General features: G+C 53.8%; 13 protein-coding genes and 2 pseudogenes. 6 read left to right on the top strand and 9 right to left on the bottom strand.

Annotated elements, in window-relative coordinates; translation table 11 throughout:
* The first annotated feature begins 61 nt into the window (after window positions 1-61).
* The 4 genes from lolB to dauA all read left to right on the top strand — a co-directional run bounded on the left by lolB (window position 62) and on the right by dauA (window position 4,416).
* A complete protein-coding gene (gene lolB / locus ACOT0L_RS06415; RefSeq protein ID WP_126502884.1) occupies window positions 62-673 on the top strand; it encodes a lipoprotein insertase outer membrane protein LolB in 612 nt (203 codons plus the stop codon).
* Window positions 670-1,539, top strand: coding sequence for a 4-(cytidine 5'-diphospho)-2-C-methyl-D-erythritol kinase (gene ispE / locus ACOT0L_RS06410; RefSeq protein ID WP_023300294.1), 870 nt, complete (start codon window positions 670-672; stop codon window positions 1,537-1,539). Before lolB ends, ispE begins: the two co-directional genes overlap by 4 nt.
* Before the next feature lie 125 nt (window positions 1,540-1,664).
* Window positions 1,665-2,612, top strand: a complete 948-nt coding sequence (gene prs, locus ACOT0L_RS06405) for a ribose-phosphate diphosphokinase (RefSeq protein ID WP_003856663.1) — start codon at window positions 1,665-1,667, stop codon at window positions 2,610-2,612.
* Between the two features lie 124 nt (window positions 2,613-2,736).
* On the top strand, window positions 2,737-4,416 hold the full coding sequence (dauA, locus tag ACOT0L_RS06400; RefSeq protein ID WP_023306435.1) for a C4-dicarboxylic acid transporter DauA: 1,680 nt from the start codon (window positions 2,737-2,739) through the stop codon (window positions 4,414-4,416).
* Here dauA and ACOT0L_RS06395 read toward each other — a convergent pair.
* Together ACOT0L_RS06395 and ychH are read right to left on the bottom strand one after the other, a co-directional pair.
* On the bottom strand, window positions 4,402-5,460 hold the full coding sequence (locus ACOT0L_RS06395; protein ID WP_126502885.1) for a MerR family transcriptional regulator: 1,059 nt from the start codon (window positions 5,458-5,460) through the stop codon (window positions 4,402-4,404). The genes dauA and ACOT0L_RS06395 overlap by 15 nt on opposite strands.
* A gap of 120 nt (window positions 5,461-5,580) precedes the next feature.
* On the bottom strand, window positions 5,581-5,856 hold the full coding sequence (ychH, locus tag ACOT0L_RS06390) for a stress-induced protein YchH (RefSeq protein WP_022648382.1): 276 nt from the start codon (window positions 5,854-5,856) through the stop codon (window positions 5,581-5,583).
* 274 nt (window positions 5,857-6,130) lie between these two features.
* On the opposite strand from ychH, the gene pth reads away from it, so the two are divergent.
* Window positions 6,131-6,715 (top strand): aminoacyl-tRNA hydrolase, encoded by a 585-nt coding sequence (gene pth, locus ACOT0L_RS06385; RefSeq protein ID WP_126502886.1) that lies wholly within the window; start codon window positions 6,131-6,133, stop codon window positions 6,713-6,715.
* A gap of 126 nt (window positions 6,716-6,841) precedes the next feature.
* The gene (ychF, locus tag ACOT0L_RS06380) at window positions 6,842-7,936 is read left to right on the top strand and encodes a redox-regulated ATPase YchF (protein ID WP_003856650.1); all 1,095 of its coding nucleotides are present in this window, start codon (window positions 6,842-6,844) and stop codon (window positions 7,934-7,936) included.
* Between the two features lie 70 nt (window positions 7,937-8,006).
* Here ychF and comJ read toward each other — a convergent pair whose 3' ends face one another.
* The 7 genes and pseudogenes from comJ to ACOT0L_RS06345 form a co-directional block, all read right to left on the bottom strand.
* The gene (comJ, locus tag ACOT0L_RS06375) at window positions 8,007-8,513 is read right to left on the bottom strand and encodes a competence protein ComJ (RefSeq protein ID WP_260473305.1); all 507 of its coding nucleotides are present in this window, start codon (window positions 8,511-8,513) and stop codon (window positions 8,007-8,009) included.
* A gap of 347 nt (window positions 8,514-8,860) precedes the next feature.
* Complete coding sequence (locus ACOT0L_RS06370; protein ID WP_023330151.1) at window positions 8,861-9,085, bottom strand: hypothetical protein; 225 nt, start codon at window positions 9,083-9,085, stop codon at window positions 8,861-8,863.
* An 11-nt stretch (window positions 9,086-9,096) separates the two neighbouring features.
* Window positions 9,097-10,467: pseudogene (locus tag ACOT0L_RS06365) on the bottom strand (RHS repeat domain-containing protein); the annotation flags it as partial.
* Window positions 10,468-10,798: 331 nt separating this feature from the next.
* Window positions 10,799-10,996, bottom strand: a complete 198-nt coding sequence (locus ACOT0L_RS06360) for a hypothetical protein (RefSeq protein ID WP_126502888.1) — start codon at window positions 10,994-10,996, stop codon at window positions 10,799-10,801.
* Between the two features lie 14 nt (window positions 10,997-11,010).
* Window positions 11,011-12,097 (bottom strand): annotated as a pseudogene (locus ACOT0L_RS06355) (RHS repeat-associated core domain-containing protein); the annotation flags it as partial.
* Between the two features lie 134 nt (window positions 12,098-12,231).
* Complete coding sequence (locus ACOT0L_RS06350; protein ID WP_232934624.1) at window positions 12,232-12,552, bottom strand: hypothetical protein; 321 nt, start codon at window positions 12,550-12,552, stop codon at window positions 12,232-12,234.
* A gap of 5 nt (window positions 12,553-12,557) precedes the next feature.
* On the bottom strand, window positions 12,558-16,958 hold the full coding sequence (locus ACOT0L_RS06345) for an RHS repeat-associated core domain-containing protein (protein WP_260473307.1): 4,401 nt from the start codon (window positions 16,956-16,958) through the stop codon (window positions 12,558-12,560).
* Window positions 16,959-16,961 lie beyond the last annotated feature (3 nt).

Genomic DNA, 16,961 nt, shown 5'->3' with positions numbered 1-16,961 from the left:
ACCCTTCAACGCTAGCATTAACAGTTATAACTGCAACGTATCTCAAGGATTTGTCATCATTATGACCCGAATGATTCGCCTGCTGCCTCTGGCGGCCCTGGTTCTGACCGCCTGTTCCGTTCATCAGCCGAAAGGCCCGGGCAAAAGCCCCGACTCACCGCAGTGGCGTCAGCACCAGCAGGATGTGCTGAAATTAAGCCAGTACCAGACCCGCGGTGCATTTGCATATCTCTCTGACGAACAAAAAGTTTATGCTCGCTTCTTCTGGCAGCAAACGGGGCAGGACAACTATCGCCTGCTGCTGCTCAACCCGCTGGGCAGCACCGAGCTGGAGCTTAACGCGAAGCCTGGCGAAGCGCAGATCACCGATAACAAAGGCCAGCACTACACCGCGACCGACGCCGAAGAGATGATTGGCAAGCTGACCGGGATGCCGATTCCGCTCAATAGTCTGCGCCAGTGGATCCTTGGCCTGCCGGGTGACGCCACCGACTATACGCTTGATGACCAATACCGTCTGAGCCAGGTTAACTACACCCAGGGCGGTAAAACCTGGAAAGTGGTGTACAGCGCGTATGACAGCAAGACTCAACCATCGCTGCCGTCCAATATGGAGCTGATGCAGGGTAGCCAGCGTATCAAGCTGAAAATGGATAACTGGATCGTTAAATGATGACCCACTGGCCCTCTCCCGCAAAACTGAACCTGTTTCTCTACATTACCGGGCAGCGCGCTGACGGCTATCACACCCTGCAAACCCTGTTTCAGTTTGTCGACTACGGCGACACGATCTCAATCGAACCGCGTCAGGACGGGCAGATTTGTCTGCTGACGCCAGTCGACGGCGTGGCGCATGACGATAACCTGATCGTGCGCGCTGCCCGCCTGCTTATGAAAACGGCGTCGTCGTCGGATCGTCTGCCAGCGGGAAGCGGTGCGGATATCCGTATCGACAAACGCCTGCCGATGGGCGGCGGTCTTGGCGGCGGTTCGTCAAATGCTGCGACCGTTTTGGTGGCGCTTAACCATCTGTGGGGCTGCGGTCTGACAACGGACGAGCTGGCAGCGTTAGGGTTGACGCTGGGCGCCGATGTACCAGTGTTTGTGCGCGGCCACGCGGCGTTTGCTGAAGGGGTGGGCGAAATCCTCACGCCGGTCGATCCGCCGGAAAAATGGTATCTGATCGTTCACCCTGGCGTGAGCATTCCTACCCCGGTCATCTTTAAAGATCCTGACCTGAAAAGAAATACCCCGGTACGGTCAATAAAAACGTTATTAAATTGTGAATTCAGCAACGATTGCGAGGATATCGCAAGAAAACGTTTTCGCGAGGTTGATGCGGTGCTTTCCTGGCTGTTAGAATACGCGCCGTCGCGCCTGACCGGTACAGGGGCCTGTGTCTTTGCTGAATTTGACACCGAATCCGCCGCCCGTCAGGTGCTTGAGCAAGCGCCGGACTGGCTGCATGGTTTTGTAGCACGCGGGATGAACACCTCCCCCCTACAGCAGGCCATTCTGGCGCAGACTGAGTTTCGGTGACAACGTCACCCTGTTCCAGACGTTGCATCGCGCTCTTTAATACACCGCCTGGATAGCGTTTGCTTAGGCCCCGCAGTTTGCGGCGAACGCTATCCACCACTGGACGCATGCCTGAGGTTCTTCTCGTGCCTGATATGAAGCTTTTTGCTGGTAACGCCACCCCGGAACTAGCACAACGTATTGCCAACCGCCTGTACACTTCCCTCGGCGACGCCGCTGTAGGTCGCTTTAGCGACGGCGAAGTCAGCGTACAAATTAACGAAAATGTACGCGGTGGTGATATTTTCATCATCCAGTCCACCTGTGCTCCAACGAACGACAACCTGATGGAATTGGTTGTTATGGTCGACGCGCTGCGTCGCGCTTCTGCTGGCCGTATCACTGCTGTTATTCCTTACTTTGGCTATGCACGTCAGGACCGTCGCGTCCGTTCCGCGCGTGTGCCAATCACCGCTAAAGTTGTCGCAGACTTCCTCTCCAGCGTCGGCGTTGACCGCGTACTGACAGTCGACCTGCACGCAGAGCAGATCCAGGGCTTCTTCGACGTGCCGGTTGATAACGTTTTCGGCAGCCCAATCCTGCTGGAAGACATGCTGCAACTGAATCTGGACAACCCGATTGTGGTTTCTCCGGACATCGGCGGCGTGGTACGTGCTCGTGCTATCGCGAAGCTGCTGAACGATACCGACATGGCGATCATCGACAAACGCCGTCCGCGCGCTAACGTTTCTCAGGTGATGCACATCATCGGTGACGTGGCTGGCCGCGACTGCGTGTTGGTGGACGACATGATCGATACCGGCGGTACGCTGTGTAAAGCCGCTGAAGCGCTGAAAGAGCGTGGTGCGAAACGCGTATTCGCTTACGCGACTCACCCGATCTTCTCCGGCAATGCGGTAAACAACCTGCGTAACTCCGTCATCGACGAAGTTGTGGTGTGCGATACCATTCCACTGAGTGACGAGATCAAAGCGCTGCCAAACGTGCGTACGTTGACTCTGTCCGGGATGCTGGCCGAAGCGATTCGTCGTATCAGCAACGAAGAATCCATCTCTGCAATGTTCGAACACTGATCGAACACGGCCAAAAAACCCGCTACGGCGGGTTTTTTTGTTTATAGTATTTATTTGTATGACTTATGCCTCCTTCACCTGCCATTCATATGACAGATGATGCGCATACGGATGATAGATAATTGTGAAAAACGTAACCTCCTCACATGTTCTGCCCTTTCGCGCCCTCATCGACGCCTGCTGGAAAGAGAAATACACGTCGTCACGCTTTGTTCGTGACCTGATAGCCGGGATCACCGTCGGGATTATTGCCATCCCGCTGGCGATGGCACTGGCGATTGGTAGCGGCGTCGCGCCGCAGTACGGGCTGTACACCTCAGCCGTTGCGGGGATTGTGATTGCGCTGACGGGCGGGTCCCGCTTCAGCGTCTCCGGCCCAACTGCCGCCTTTGTGGTGATCCTCTACCCGGTTTCCCAACAGTTTGGTCTGGCAGGCCTGCTGGTTGCCACCCTGATGTCCGGCATCTTTTTAATTCTGTTCGGTCTGGCCCGCTTTGGTCGCCTGATTGAATATATTCCCCTTTCCGTGACGCTGGGGTTCACCTCGGGGATTGGGATTACCATCGGGACCATGCAGATTAAGGATTTCCTCGGCCTGCAAATGGCCCATGTTCCGGAGCACTACTTACAGAAAGTGGGCGCGCTGTTTATGGCGTTGCCGACGGCCAACCTGGGCGATGCAGCCATTGGCATCGTTACCCTCGGCACACTCATCGTCTGGCCTCGCTTAGGCATTCGTCTCCCGGGGCATCTCCCCGCTCTGCTGCTGGGCTGCGCGGTGATGGGCGTCGTCAACCTGCTCGGTGGACAGGTCGCCACCATTGGCTCCCAGTTCCACTATGTTCTGGCGGATGGCTCACAGGGTAACGGTATTCCGCAGCTGCTGCCGCAGCTGGTTCTGCCGTGGGACATGCCGGGCTCCAGCTTCACCCTGAGCTGGGATTCCCTTCGCGCTCTGCTGCCTGCCGCGTTCTCCATGGCAATGCTGGGCGCGATTGAATCCCTGCTCTGCGCCGTCGTGCTCGACGGCATGACCGGCACTAAGCACAAAGCCAACAGCGAACTAGTCGGTCAGGGCTTAGGGAACATCGTTGCACCGTTCTTCGGCGGTATTACGGCTACGGCTGCGATTGCCCGTTCCGCCGCGAACGTACGTGCGGGCGCGACATCACCGGTTTCCGCGGTCATTCACTCCCTGCTGGTGATCATGGCGCTGCTGATCCTTGCCCCACTGCTTTCATGGCTTCCGCTCTCTGCCATGGCTGCGCTGCTGCTGATGGTGGCCTGGAATATGAGTGAGGCGCATAAGGTGGTGAATCTGCTGCGCCGTGCGCCGAAAGATGACATCATCGTGATGCTGATCTGCATGTCGCTGACCGTGCTGTTTGATATGGTTATCGCTATCAGCGTCGGCATAGTGTTGGCCTCGCTGCTGTTTATGCGCCGCATCGCGCAGATGACGCGTCTCTCCCCGGTTAACGTTGAGGTGCCTGAAGATGTGCTGGTGTTGCGCGTGATTGGCCCGCTGTTCTTCGCCGCGGCGGAAGGTTTGTTCAGCGATTTGGCGTCCCGCATCGCGGGCAAACGGATTGTGGTGCTGAAGTGGGATGCCGTCCCGGTGCTGGATGCCGGCGGTCTGGATGCCTTCCAGCGCTTTGTTGCCCGCCTGCCGGAAGGCTGCGAGCTGCGGATCAGTAACCTCGAATTCCAGCCCCTGCGCACCATGGCGCGCGCGGGCGTACAGCCGATCCCTGGCCGATTGTCCTTCTACCCTAACCGTGAAGCTGCATTAGCGGATCTGTGAGTCATCTGATGCAGAGATACGTCTTTGCATCATCACCCCGATCGCCTGCTGGAGCCATTCAAGCACGGCAGGCGTCATCCACGTGCCTTTCATCAGATGCGGCTCCTGCTGCATGGCGAGACGAAATTTTTGCTGGGTCTGCGGGTTTGTTCCCGCATAGGACTGGAATAAAACCAGCCACTTTTCTGCCAGCTTTTGCGCATCGTCAGAAGCGGGACTGAGATTATCCCGCTGCGCCTGATGTAGCTTTGCCACCAGCGGCGGCCACTCCATCATCCGGTCAAAGTAGTGCGCCCGGGTAAAGGCCATCTCTTCGGCAGTGAGATATTGCTCCCAGATGCTGAGCTTTGATTCGGCAAACGCCCGCGTGATGTAATCCGTAATCTCCGGTGTAATGCCGGTTTGCTCCTGCATCTGCGGCTCCACGCTGTGCATTTCGTTCAGACGGGTCAAAAATTCCGGTTTGCCTGCGGTATCCTGTTCCAGGCGTTCCATCCACCGTGAAGCCAAATCGGTCGCCCGCGCGTCCGTGACGCTGACGTTCTGTTCCAGTAAATGTTTAACCTCCGTCACCAGACCCGACCAGATATCCGCCAGCGCCTCTTTCTCTACCGCAAACGGCAGTTGCTGCAACTCTTCTTTGCTAAACCAGCGATCGTACATATTCATTAACTCCAGAGTCTGTAGCCAGGATTCCAGATCCGGCGTCGCATCGTCGGTCAGCCCGGTACGCAATTCCACCAGCCGGTTGCGCAGCGTATGGATGCTACGCAGGTGCTTGTCCAGCAAAGTGATTTGCCCGTCGAGTAATTCCGCTAATGACAGCGAACGCTGTTCCAGAAAATCCCTGATTTCGGCAAGCTCCAGCCCGGCTTTTGCCAGCGTCTGGATCATATGCAGACGCTGCACATCCGCCAGGTTATAAAGCCGGTAGCCTGCCGCGCTTCTGGCAGAAGGTAACAACAGCCCTGTTTGCTCGTAGTGATGCAAAGTCCGCACGGTGATCCCAGCACGTTTCGCCAGTTCACCCACCTGAATCAACATAACGGCTCCTTTTGTTCTGCCAGTGTTGCTACTCTGAAGCCTTACGTTACGTGAGGGTCAATGCGTCATGCAAAAAAAAACGACTTCAGATGAAGTCGTTTCGGTGTTCTTTATGGGGCACTAGCCGTGCTTATGCTGGTCGCGGCGGCATCGTTTATCGTAATGGCGCACCCACCAGTATTTATCGCAGACTTCCTCATGTCCGCTCACGCGCGCCCCGGCGAGCCACAATACCGCACCGAGGAAGATACTCAGCACCGCGCCATGCGCAAAGTATTGTGGGAGGTCAAGCTGCGGTAATTGGTTTAAAATTGAATAACCGACACCGGCGACCATCACGAACAGTCCCAACCCCATTAGCACGTTACCGAGCATTGAAGCGTTTTTGCGTTTCATATGTCACCTCCGGAACTTTGGGTTGTCAGGGGAAAAACCCCTTCTCCTTGTGTGTAAAGTATAGACAACGCCACTTATATGAGTTGCGTGAATGATCACATTTACAGATAACTCCCGGACAAAAATTTACAAATAAGACATTGAACAGCTTGAAATTCTAATTGTTCAAAGAAGAAATTATTCGCATTTCGGTGTACAGCAGGCAGAACTTTGTCAAGCGGCGCGCCAGACAGTAAACTACGCGCCAGATCTGGAACCCATTAGGAAGTAAATCGTGACGATTAAACTGATTGTCGGCCTCGCCAATCCGGGCGCAGAGTATGCCGCAACCCGCCATAACGCCGGTGCCTGGTATGTTGATCTGCTGGCGGAGCGTTTGCGCGCTCCCCTGCGTGAAGAACCCAAGTTTTACGGGTATACCTCACGCATCAATCTTGCGGGTGCCGACGTGCGGTTGCTGGTGCCAACCACCTTTATGAACCTGAGCGGCAAAGCCGTGGCGGCCATGGCAACGTTTTATCGCATCAATCCGGATGAGATCCTGGTGGCCCACGACGAACTGGACCTACCGCCAGGCGTGGCGAAGTTCAAACTGGGCGGCGGTCATGGCGGCCACAATGGTCTGAGAGACATCATCAGCAAACTGGGTAATAACCCTAATTTCCACCGTTTGCGCGTGGGAATCGGCCATCCGGGCGATAAAAACAAAGTTGTTGGTTTCGTACTGGGTAAACCACCGGTTTCTGAGCAGAAGTTGATTGACGAAGCGGTGGACGAAGCGGCCCGCTGCACCGAGATTTGGCTTCAGGACGGCCTGACGAAAGCCACCAATCGACTGCACGCTTTCAAAGCGCAATAATCGGCGCCATGGGGCTTTTTTACCGCGCGTCGCGCGGGTTACGTGTATAATAGGCGTAGTTATTTACTTTTCTTCAATCGGTTATCGTTAACGGATTGATTATCAAGATATTAAGGTGATTTAGAAATGGGATTCAAATGCGGTATCGTCGGTCTGCCAAACGTGGGCAAATCCACCCTGTTCAACGCGCTCACCAAAGCAGGTATTGAAGCGGCGAACTTCCCGTTCTGTACCATCGAGCCGAACACCGGTGTTGTTCCTATGCCCGATCCGCGTCTGGACCAGCTCGCGGAAATCGTGAAGCCGCAGCGCATTCTGCCAACTACCATGGAGTTCGTGGACATCGCGGGCCTGGTAAAAGGCGCATCCAAAGGTGAAGGCCTGGGTAACCAGTTCCTGACCAACATCCGTGAAACCGAAGCGATCGGCCACGTTGTGCGCTGCTTCGAGAACGACAACATTATCCACGTTAACAACAAAGTGGATCCGGCTGACGACATCGACGTCATCAACACCGAGCTGGCCCTCTCTGACCTCGACACCTGCGAGCGCGCCATTCACCGCGTGCAGAAGAAAGCCAAAGGCGGCGACAAAGACGCGAAAGCGGAACTGGCTGCGCTGGAAAAATGTCTGCCACAGCTGGAAAACGCCGGCATGCTGCGCGCGCTGAAAAACCTGACTGACGAAGACAAAGCGGCGATCAAATACCTGAGCTTCCTGACCCTGAAGCCAACCATGTACATCGCCAACGTTAACGAAGACGGTTTCGAGAACAACCCGTACCTCGACAAAGTACGTGAAATTGCCGCGGCTGAAGGTTCTGTGGTGGTAGCGGTTTGCGCGGCCGTTGAATCTGATATCGCCGAGCTGGACGATGCCGACCGTGAAGAGTTCATGGCCGAACTGGGTCTGGAAGAGCCGGGCCTGAACCGCGTGATCCGCGCGGGCTATGAGCTGCTGAACCTGCAAACCTACTTCACCGCTGGTGTAAAAGAAGTGCGTGCATGGACCATCCCTGTCGGTGCGACTGCGCCTCAGGCGGCTGGTAAGATCCACACCGACTTCGAGAAAGGCTTCATTCGTGCGCAAACCATCGCGTTTGAAGACTTCATCACCTACAAGGGTGAGCAAGGCGCGAAAGAAGCAGGCAAGATGCGTGCGGAAGGGAAAGATTATATCGTTAAAGATGGCGACGTAATGAACTTCCTGTTCAACGTCTGAGTCGTCTTGAATAAAAAAAATCCACGCTTTGGCGTGGATTTTTTTCGTTCTTATTTAGTTATTATTAACGTTAAAAAACACCTTCTTTGAGTGGATTATCTTTTTTTCCGCCCCAAGGGTCGTCTAATAAAAACTTAGCTGTGACAGTGTCTTTTTCCGGCACAAGAGTGAAATTGTAATAAATTTCATCCCCTTCACAAATCTCATAATAGAGCGAATACGTTTTGTTGGTTACATTTATGTTTATGTCAAATTTCTCTGTCGCAGAAGCCACCTGAAGCTTATTTTTATCTGTAATAAAAAATGGCACTACAATGCAGCGTTGAGCATATTCATCTAAATTAAAAGTATTTTCTATTTTAATATTTACGTTTGCTCCAAATGCGTCCTCAGGTAAAGGATCAAAAATAACATAATCTTTATGAATCACAGCGCCTTGAGATACATTACCTTTACCCCACTGGCTCAGTTTTTCATCATAGTCTCGTGATCGTAGCAATATTTGACGATGTGAAATCAGTAGGTCAACATGTTGACTATATCTATGCCTCATTATGTAAAAAAGACTATTTTTCATATTCTTCTATCGTTTTTGTTGCTATGTACATATCTTCTCTTTGAGGATTGATTGACCATAAAGATAGCGATTATTACGCAAGGATGCCCCCATAACTGAAGTTGACAAATGCTAATTGAGTAAAAAATTCGTTGTAATTATGCTATATAAATAAAAACGAGCGGTTTGTCACCGAGTTTAGCAATGAAATTAACTATACAACAATAGTTACGTACAAAATAAAACAATAACTATTTTAAAATATTAATTAATTACAACTATAGAATATAGTAAGCTACAATTTCAACGCTATCAATTATACAACTCCTGATTTTTTGGCTGTAAAATATCCCCCCTGCATAAAACTATTAATCCTTTGAAAAAAAGGGCTTATTTTTCCCTTCTCTAGTCTGAGTGGCAACAATAACTTCATAAGCATCTCTTTCACTTCTTTGTGCTTTCAATGCTTCTTCGGATGTAATTTTCGACTCTTTATCAATCATAGCAATAGTTCCAGCATCATATCGGATAAAATATTCATTATCTCTTTTAATTATGTCAATGCCAAAACCAGTAAAAATAACTTCACTCATTTTTCGTACCTCTATTTGTTTATAATCGGTGTAATCAAAGCATCACCGACAGGCGTTTGATCTATTACGGCTTCAGGGATCCCTCCTGACGTCTTACCTCCAGGAACCCAAAAATCATTAGCCCCTCCCTCGTTGCCTGAAGGCATCCTAAGCCCTTGAGGTTTAAGGATATCTATTCGGACCGGTGAATCGCCAAGATCTCCAGGGTCTAATCCTAACATTTTCTCTAACTTCCCGACATCTCCGCCAGCTTTCTTAATAATGTTATCAGCAACTGATTTTGGCATCACAAAATGACCAGATGGAGGGCCAATCTCAGCTCTATTCACTCCCCATGCAATTTTAGAAATACCATCATTAAATAAAGCAAGATGTTGCTTAACATAAGAAGGGTCTAGATAGTTCGTTGGGTTTGGTCGATTGGGCTTCGTCGTGCCTTTTAAAGAATTATACGCCTTTGCTGCCCAAGCCCTACTTGAGAAAACCCCTTTTGTTTTATTCTGGAAATCATTCCAGCTATTTCTGCACGATAACCCCCACGGATCCACCCACCCCAGCGCATTCGGCGCATACTGGTAAAGGTTTATTCCCCCCGCCAGCCCTATCGGGTCCTGCTGCGTAAACCGTCCGCAGTCCGGGTCGTAATACCGGAACAGATTGTAGTGCAGCCCTGTCTCACGGTCCAGGTATTGCCCCTGCATGCGCAGGTTCTGAGAATATCCTGATACCTGCGTTTCGCTTTCCCGCAGCAGTTTGCCCCAGGCGCTGTTCACCCCTTCCCAGCGCACCTGCCCTTCGCTATCAGTCATCCGCTCCGGTGTGCCGTTGGGCTGACAGTGGAACCAGAAGATTTCCGGGGCATCAACGCCGTCAATTCGTGCCAGCGGATCGTAGCTGTCCTGATCGCTGTAGACGTAGGTCAGCGGCACGTCCCCGTGCACCTCCTGCAACAGCCGGAACCCTTCCCAGACAAACCGGGTGGTGACCGGCCTGCCGGTTGGCTGGCCGCCCAGCATCTGGCGGCGCGTTTTGCTGATGCGTCGCCCGAGCGGATCGTAGCGGAAGCTGACCTCCGTCTGCGGTCTGTTGCGGTCCTGTGGCTGGCTGATGACCTCCGTCAGGCGGTGCTCGCCGTCGTAGCGGTAGTGCCAGCGGGTCTGTCCGTTATCCTTCTCCATGGTGCGTTCGTGGACGTCATAGCGCCAGCGAATGCCGTTCAGCTGCGTCAGGCGGTTGTGCGTGACCTTCTCAGCAGAGCCTGCGTGCGGGTTACCGGTAGTATCCCAGCGGTGCAACCAAGAGCACTGAGAATTACCGGTAACTATATCCCGGCGATGCAGGCGGCCAAGACGGTCATATTCGCTGCGGGTAGACAGCCCCCCTGCGTGCGCCTAGAGCAAGGGCTTATACGTGCTCAAGCTATAATGTATAAGGACTCCACGCCGACAAGGATAAGCAAGGCACGAAAGTAGCGGACAAGATGGTTGTGGAAGGGGAAAATTACTTCTTACAGATTTCTATGAGATAATTTTTTATTTAACTTTTAATCGCTTTGAACAAAAAACGCCCCCCATGCGTGTTTTTAGTTCTCTATTATAATTGGCTAAAGTTAACTTTTACAAAGAACCTCATTGAGCGACTTATTTTGGTTTGTAGTAAAAAACCATCCTTATTACTGATCGACAGGTAATTATTAAAAATGAGGCCAATAATTTAGCTTTTCTTTTTTTCAATGGCTATTAAAATTTCATAAGCATCCTTTTCACTCATTTGAACTTTTTTGGCCTCATCAATGCTCAATTCTTCTTCCTCTTCTTTCATAACTATCCCCCCTGAATAAAACCTAATAAAAAAACGCCCTTCTCTTTCGATAAGGATTACTCCATAATTATTAAATATTATTTTATCCATTGCGCCTCCTTTTTTTAATTTTTCAACGGTGTGATCTTTAATTGATTTAGCGGAGTAGGATCTATGGCCGCCTCTGGGATACCACCTGAAGTATATCCTCCCGGCAACCAAAATTCATTTGCTCCTCGTTCATTTCCTGTTGGCATTCTTAAACCTGTCGGATTATTAATATCAACTCTTAAAGGAGCGTCTCCGAGATCACCTGCATTTAACCCTAACAATCTTTCAAGCTTTGGAATGTTCCCACCCGAACGTCTAATTAAGTCATCAGCAACGGTCCTTGGCATAACAAAGTGGCCTCCTGGAGGACCTAAATGACTAAATTCAGGATTAATACCCCAAACGAACTTAGTAACCCCTCCCTTGAATAGTTCTAAATGCCTACTAATTTTTCCTGCATCGAGGTACGTCGCCGGATTAGGGAAATCTGGCTTTGAAATTCCATGAGTAGCTCGGTAGGCCCGTGCAGCATGACCTCTTGTAGCAAAAGCACCTCGAGTTTTGCTCTGGAAATCATTCCAGCTATTTCTGCACGATAACCCCCACGGATCCACCCACCCCAGCGCATTCGGCGCATACTGGTAAAGGTTTATCCCCCCCGCCAGCCCTATCGGGTCCTGCTGCGTAAACCGTCCGCAGTCCGGGTCATAATAACGGAACAGATTGTAGTGCAGCCCTGTCTCGCGATCCAGGTATTGCCCCTGCATACGCAGGTTCTGGGAATATCCTGATACCTGCGTCTCGCTTTCCCGCAGCAGTTTGCCCCAGGCGCTGTTCACCCCTTCTCAGCGCACCTGCCCTTCGCTATCCGTCATCCGCTCCGGCGTGCCGTTGGGCTGACAGTGGAACCAGAAGATTTCCGGGGCATCAACGCCGTCAATTCGCGCCAGCGGATCGTAGCTGTCCTGATCGCTGTAGACATAGGTCAGCGGCACATCCCCGTGCACTTCCTGCAACAGCCGGAACCCTTCCCAGACAAACCGGGTGATGCCAGTGAGTCTGACAGTTAACCATCACCACGATGCGGCCGTGGATATCATAACGCCAGCGAATGCCGTTCAGCTGCGTCAGGCGGTTATGGATAATATTCTCAATCCCCCCTTAGAGCAGGTTCTACTAAGCGGCAAGCGGATGGCGAATAAAATCAAGAGAGGGGAATCAGGCGAAATGCGTGGCATATAAAATAAAATCCATAAATACCTAGGATATATTTTACATCTTTTATTTTTGGAGGGTTACCTTTCCTCTATATGGTACGTATCTTTATCACTCCAATATATAATCTTGTAATTGCCGAAATTTATGCCTTGATCTTTGTAATATTCCATCACTTCTGATGGATACCAACCATTCCCATATAAAAAAAGAGCACCCTCGCTAATTAGAATTCTAATAATTCTCTGCTTATCCAGATCATCGCTTACAGGCCTAACCATAAACTCATCTAATAATGAAAAACCTAATACCTGCATTTTTTTAATAAAATGCTGACCAAAAGCCCGGGTTTTTATAAGGTTCCCAGCTATATCAATAACAATAATCGCTTCATTTGGCATCTTATTCAATTTACATTCACCCTTATAGCTACTGGAGTTGATGTTGGTACGGAATTTATCACCATTTCTGGAGCCCCACCAGGTAAATGTTCACCCGGGCCTAAGAAATAATCATTACCACTTAATGGACTTCGTGGCTGCATATTAGAGATTCCGCCAATCTTTCTGATATTAAATCCTTCACTTAGTGAACCTGGATATAACCCCATATCTTTTTCAATTATTAAGGAAAGAGACTTAGATATAGTTACATCTCCGTCTTCAATGCCATTGAAATATTTCAACGCTCCTTTTTTGTCCGTAATGAACGTACCATCGCGACCAATTGCAGGATATTGGTCCCAACTTTTTGGACTAATATTATATCCTACATCATCCTTTAGCATTTTCGCTTGTCGCGCTCTTGCGCTTTTAACCTTACATAATCCAAGCGGGTCAATGTACTTGAGCGCATTCGGCGCATACTGGTAAAGATTTATCTCCCCCGCCAGCCCTATCGGGTCCTGCTGCGTAAATCGTCCGCAGTCCGGGTCGTAATACCGGAACAGATTGTAGTGCAGCCCTGTCTCGCGGTCCAGGTATTGCCCCTGCATACGCAGGTTCTGGGAATATCCTGATACCTGCGTCTCGCTTTCCCGCAGCAGTTTGCCCCAGGCGCTGTTAACGCCTTCCCAGCGCACCTGCCCTTCGCTATCCGTCATCCGCTCCGGCGTACCGTTGGGCTGACAGTGGAACCAGAAGATTTCCGGGGCATCAACGCCGTCAATACGCGCCAGCGGGTCGTAGCTGTCCTGATCGCTGTAGACGTAGGTCAGCGGCACTTCTCCGTGCACTTCCTGCAACAGGCGGAACCCTTCCCAGACAAACCGCGTGGTGACAGGCTTACCGGTTGGCTGGCCGCCCAGCATCTGGCGACGCGTTTTGCTGATGCGTCGTCCGAGTGGGTCATAGCGGAAGCTGACCTGCGTCTGCGGTCTGTTGCGGTCCCGCGGCTGGCTGATGACCTCCGTCAGGCGGTGCTCGCCGTCGTAGCGGTAGTGCCAGCGGGTCTGGCCGTTATCTTTCTCCACGGTGCGTCCGTGGACGTCATAGCGCCAGCGAATGCCGTTGAGCTGCGTCAGACGGTTGTGCGTGACTTTCTCAGCAGCCCCCTCAAGCGGGTTACCGGCCGCATCCCAGCGCCACTGCTCCTGACCGGGCAGCGTGCCGTCCTGAACGAGTAGGCGCCCTGCGCTGTCGTACTGCCAGCGGTACCAACTGAACGGGTTATCGTCCCGCTCTTCGCGGACCAGGTTATTGCGATAGTCGTAATCCCAGCGGCGGGACCAGCGGCGCGGCGACGGGCGCTGGGCATTGCCGGTAAAAACGTCCCGGCGATGCAGTCGACCGAGACGGTCATATTCGCTTCGTGTGGTCAGCAGCCCCTGCGTACGGCTGGTTTCACGGTGAAGTTCGTCGCGGGTAAAGTCGGAGACCGAGAGCTTATCAAGCGCGATGCTGAGCAGATGCCCGCTGCCGTAGTAGAATTGTTTCAGCTCCCGGCCATCGGGCAGCGTGACGGAGGTGCGGTTACCGAGGGCGTCATACTCCCACGCCAGCTCTCCGTGTTCGCCCGTTTCGCGCGTGACGCGTCCAAGCGCGTCATACTCAAACACAAGCTCCTGCTCGGCTTCGGCGCTCCAGGCATCGGCTGAAAGCGTAGGATGCAGCCCAATCCGGCTCAGAAGGCCGGACGGGGTGTAGTGGTAGCGGGTCTGCCCTTCCGGCGTGGTGCGGGCGACCAGTTGGCCGCTCGCGCTCCAGGCAAAGGCATGGGTAATGGCCTCCGGATGTCCGGCGGCAAAGGTGCGCGCTATCGTACGCCCGCAGGCATCGTAGCGATACTGCGAGGCCACGCCATCCAGCCCTACCTCTTCCAGCAGCAGCGAGTCCGCACCCCAGCGGAACTGGTACGCTTCGCCGTTTTCGTTTTCCAGGGCAATCAGACGCCCGCGGCTGTCCCAGCGGCGGCGCACCTCTTCACCCTGCGTATTACGGGTGGCGGTTAAGCGCCCTGCCTCGTCGTATCTGAACTCGCTCTCTTTCCCGTCGGCGCCCGCATGCTTCACCGGCAGACCACGTTCGTTCCATTTGAGCGACTCTGTCCACCCTTCCGGGCGATCGAGCTGCACCGGACGCCCCGCGGCGTCGTAGCGGTAACGCGTCTCTTCGCCGTCGGCGCTTATCTCAGCCACCAGCCAGCCCAGCGGATGATAACGGTATTGTGTCACACGGCCCGAACAGTCCGTAACACGCACCATCTGCCCGGCCTCGTTGTACTCCTGGTAGCGGCTGTTGCCGGCGGCATCAACTTCTTCCACGACCTGACCAAACTCGTCCCGACGAAGCAGCGTGGTCTGCCCCATCGGATCCACCACGCACTTCAGCCCGTGATGTTCGTCATACAGGAAACGGGTGGCGCTACCGTCGGCTTCGATGATGGAGGCCGGAAGCGCACGGTGCTCCAGCCAGGTGGTGGTGCGGGTATTGCTGTCGGCGTCGATCTCCTGCACCCGGTTACCCATGTCGTCATAGACGAAGGTAACGGCATTACCGAGCGGATCGATGCGGCGCGTGAGGAGTTCGTTGTCATCCCACTCGTAGCGCCAGTTCTCACCGCGCTCGTCAACGTAGCGAACAATCAGGTTTTGCGCGTTCCAGTAATGCTTTCGCGTCTGACCGTCGTAGTGATCGACGGTCGTCAGCCCGGCGGCTAAATCGTAGCTAAAGCGACAGCCGTCGCCGGTGCTGGTGCGGTTTTCCACCACGCGCCAGTGGTCGAATTTTTGCCAGCGGTATTCACTCTCCAGACCGCCCGGCAGACGGTGCCAGACCATCAGGCCATCATCGTTATAACGGTATTCACGGGTTACCACGCCGGAGGCATCCGTTGCGCTGGCCAGCTGGCCGCGCACGTCGTACCCCCACTGCATCAGCGGCCATGTCTGGTTGCCGTCGAAATGGCTCGCCGAGGTAACGCGCTGCGGGAAACGTTCATTTTCATAGCGCAGAGTGACGTCGATCGCCCGCGGCTCATCGTGCAGACCGACCAGCCGCCCGTGTTCATCCCACGCCGTCAGCAGTGCGTTGCCGTATTCGTCGCTGAGGGAGGCCAGGCGCAGGATTGAGGAGTTCGCCCGGGTTGGTTTATACAGACGCCACACCGCGCCGTCATCGTCGGCAATCGCCACGTCGCCGCTCTCATTGCGGCGGATGATAATGCCTTCGCTGATGCTGTAAAACGCGCGGTCGACCGGCGGCAGTTCAAAGCTCAGCTCGCGCCCGGTTTCATCGAACCAGGTGGCGTTGTTTTCTTCCAGCGTCAGATAGCTGTCAAAGGTGGTAGCCCAGCCCAGACCAAACAGCCCTTCGCGGGTGGTCAGGCTGTTGTAGCTGCGCTGCCAGCGCAGCGGGAAGCGCCCCGGCAGCGAGAAATCGAGTTCGTCGTCGTCATTCAGCACCTTCACACCGGTAGCGGCGTGAACCGGGTGCGAGGAGCCGAACACGGCGTTGACGGCCATATCGGCCAGCATCCCGCCACCGGCAGCAGCCAGCGCGCAGGGCATGTTTTTCAGGATCTTGCCCGGACGCCCGCGCAGCAGGGAGAGCGCAATCATCCCCAGCGCCAGGCCCGGCGTTTTGCCGCTTTTAATATCTCGAACCGTGAGGGTGTCGCCGCCGATGATCACGTTCGGGGAGACGTCGTCGGAAACGGTGCCTTCGCAGGTGGTGCGATCTTTTGCACGCACCGCGGGCTGCCCGTTGATAAAGACGCTTTTCGAGCCTTCCGCCAGATACTGCGGCCCGGAGTGTTTCTCGCACGCCACCTTGTCTTCTTCCAGCGGCGAGGTCCCGGCAGCGGCAGAGGCCACGCTCGGCTGCCACATTTCGCTGCCGAACTGTCCGGCAGCGGCAAGCAGCATGCCCGCGTAGTCGGCAAAGCTGCCCGGAGACTGCGGCTCAGGGGAAGGAGTATCGGCAGGCGTCAAGGTCCCGGCTGCGCGTGCAGCGGGGATCGCATTGGTAAGAACGTTGCTGGAACCGGTAGTGATCTTACCCGCAGGCGACGGCGGGAAAAGCGCGTTGCCCAGCCCTTCAGCGGTGTTGCTGATATCGTCGGTGATCCCCGCAACGTTCGCCAGGACACCCCCAATAATGCCGCTCAGCAGACAGCTGGATCCGATCGCCGCCACGCCTGCGGCTGCCGCCCCGGCTCCCAGCAGTGGCGCCGCCACGGTAGCTGCTGCCCCCACCGCCGCGCCAATCACCGCATAGGCGGCACCTTCCGCCACAATGCTGGTTATATCAGCAAAAATGCTGGAGTGAATAATCTCGTCGCCCTTACGGGCCGCGTTGTTATCGCTCATGCC

This window comes from Enterobacter cloacae complex sp. XAL002, assembly GCF_049236805.1.
Classification (GTDB): domain Bacteria; phylum Pseudomonadota; class Gammaproteobacteria; order Enterobacterales; family Enterobacteriaceae; genus Enterobacter; species Enterobacter intestinihominis.
Note: the sequence above shows the minus strand (reverse complement) of the source record. Positions and strands in the feature narration are given on the sequence as shown.

Excerpts from the sequence above, each read along its gene's own strand:
- ychH (WP_022648382.1), bottom strand. The coding sequence starts at position 5,856 with ATGAAACGCAAAAACGCTTCAATGCTCGGTAACGTGCTAATGGGGTTG.
- ychF (WP_003856650.1), top strand. The coding sequence starts at position 6,842 with ATGGGATTCAAATGCGGTATCGTCGGTCTGCCAAACGTGGGCAAATCC.
- ACOT0L_RS06395 (WP_126502885.1), bottom strand. The coding sequence starts at position 5,460 with ATGTTGATTCAGGTGGGTGAACTGGCGAAACGTGCTGGGATCACCGTG.
- ACOT0L_RS06350 (WP_232934624.1), bottom strand. The coding sequence starts at position 12,552 with ATGCCAAATGAAGCGATTATTGTTATTGATATAGCTGGGAACCTTATA.
- ACOT0L_RS06345 (WP_260473307.1), bottom strand. The coding sequence starts at position 16,958 with ATGAGCGATAACAACGCGGCCCGTAAGGGCGACGAGATTATTCACTCC.
- ispE (WP_023300294.1), top strand. The coding sequence starts at position 670 with ATGATGACCCACTGGCCCTCTCCCGCAAAACTGAACCTGTTTCTCTAC.
- lolB (WP_126502884.1), top strand. The coding sequence starts at position 62 with ATGACCCGAATGATTCGCCTGCTGCCTCTGGCGGCCCTGGTTCTGACC.
- ACOT0L_RS06360 (WP_126502888.1), bottom strand. The coding sequence starts at position 10,996 with ATGGATAAAATAATATTTAATAATTATGGAGTAATCCTTATCGAAAGA.
- comJ (WP_260473305.1), bottom strand. The coding sequence starts at position 8,513 with ATGAAAAATAGTCTTTTTTACATAATGAGGCATAGATATAGTCAACAT.
- ACOT0L_RS06370 (WP_023330151.1), bottom strand. The coding sequence starts at position 9,085 with ATGAGTGAAGTTATTTTTACTGGTTTTGGCATTGACATAATTAAAAGA.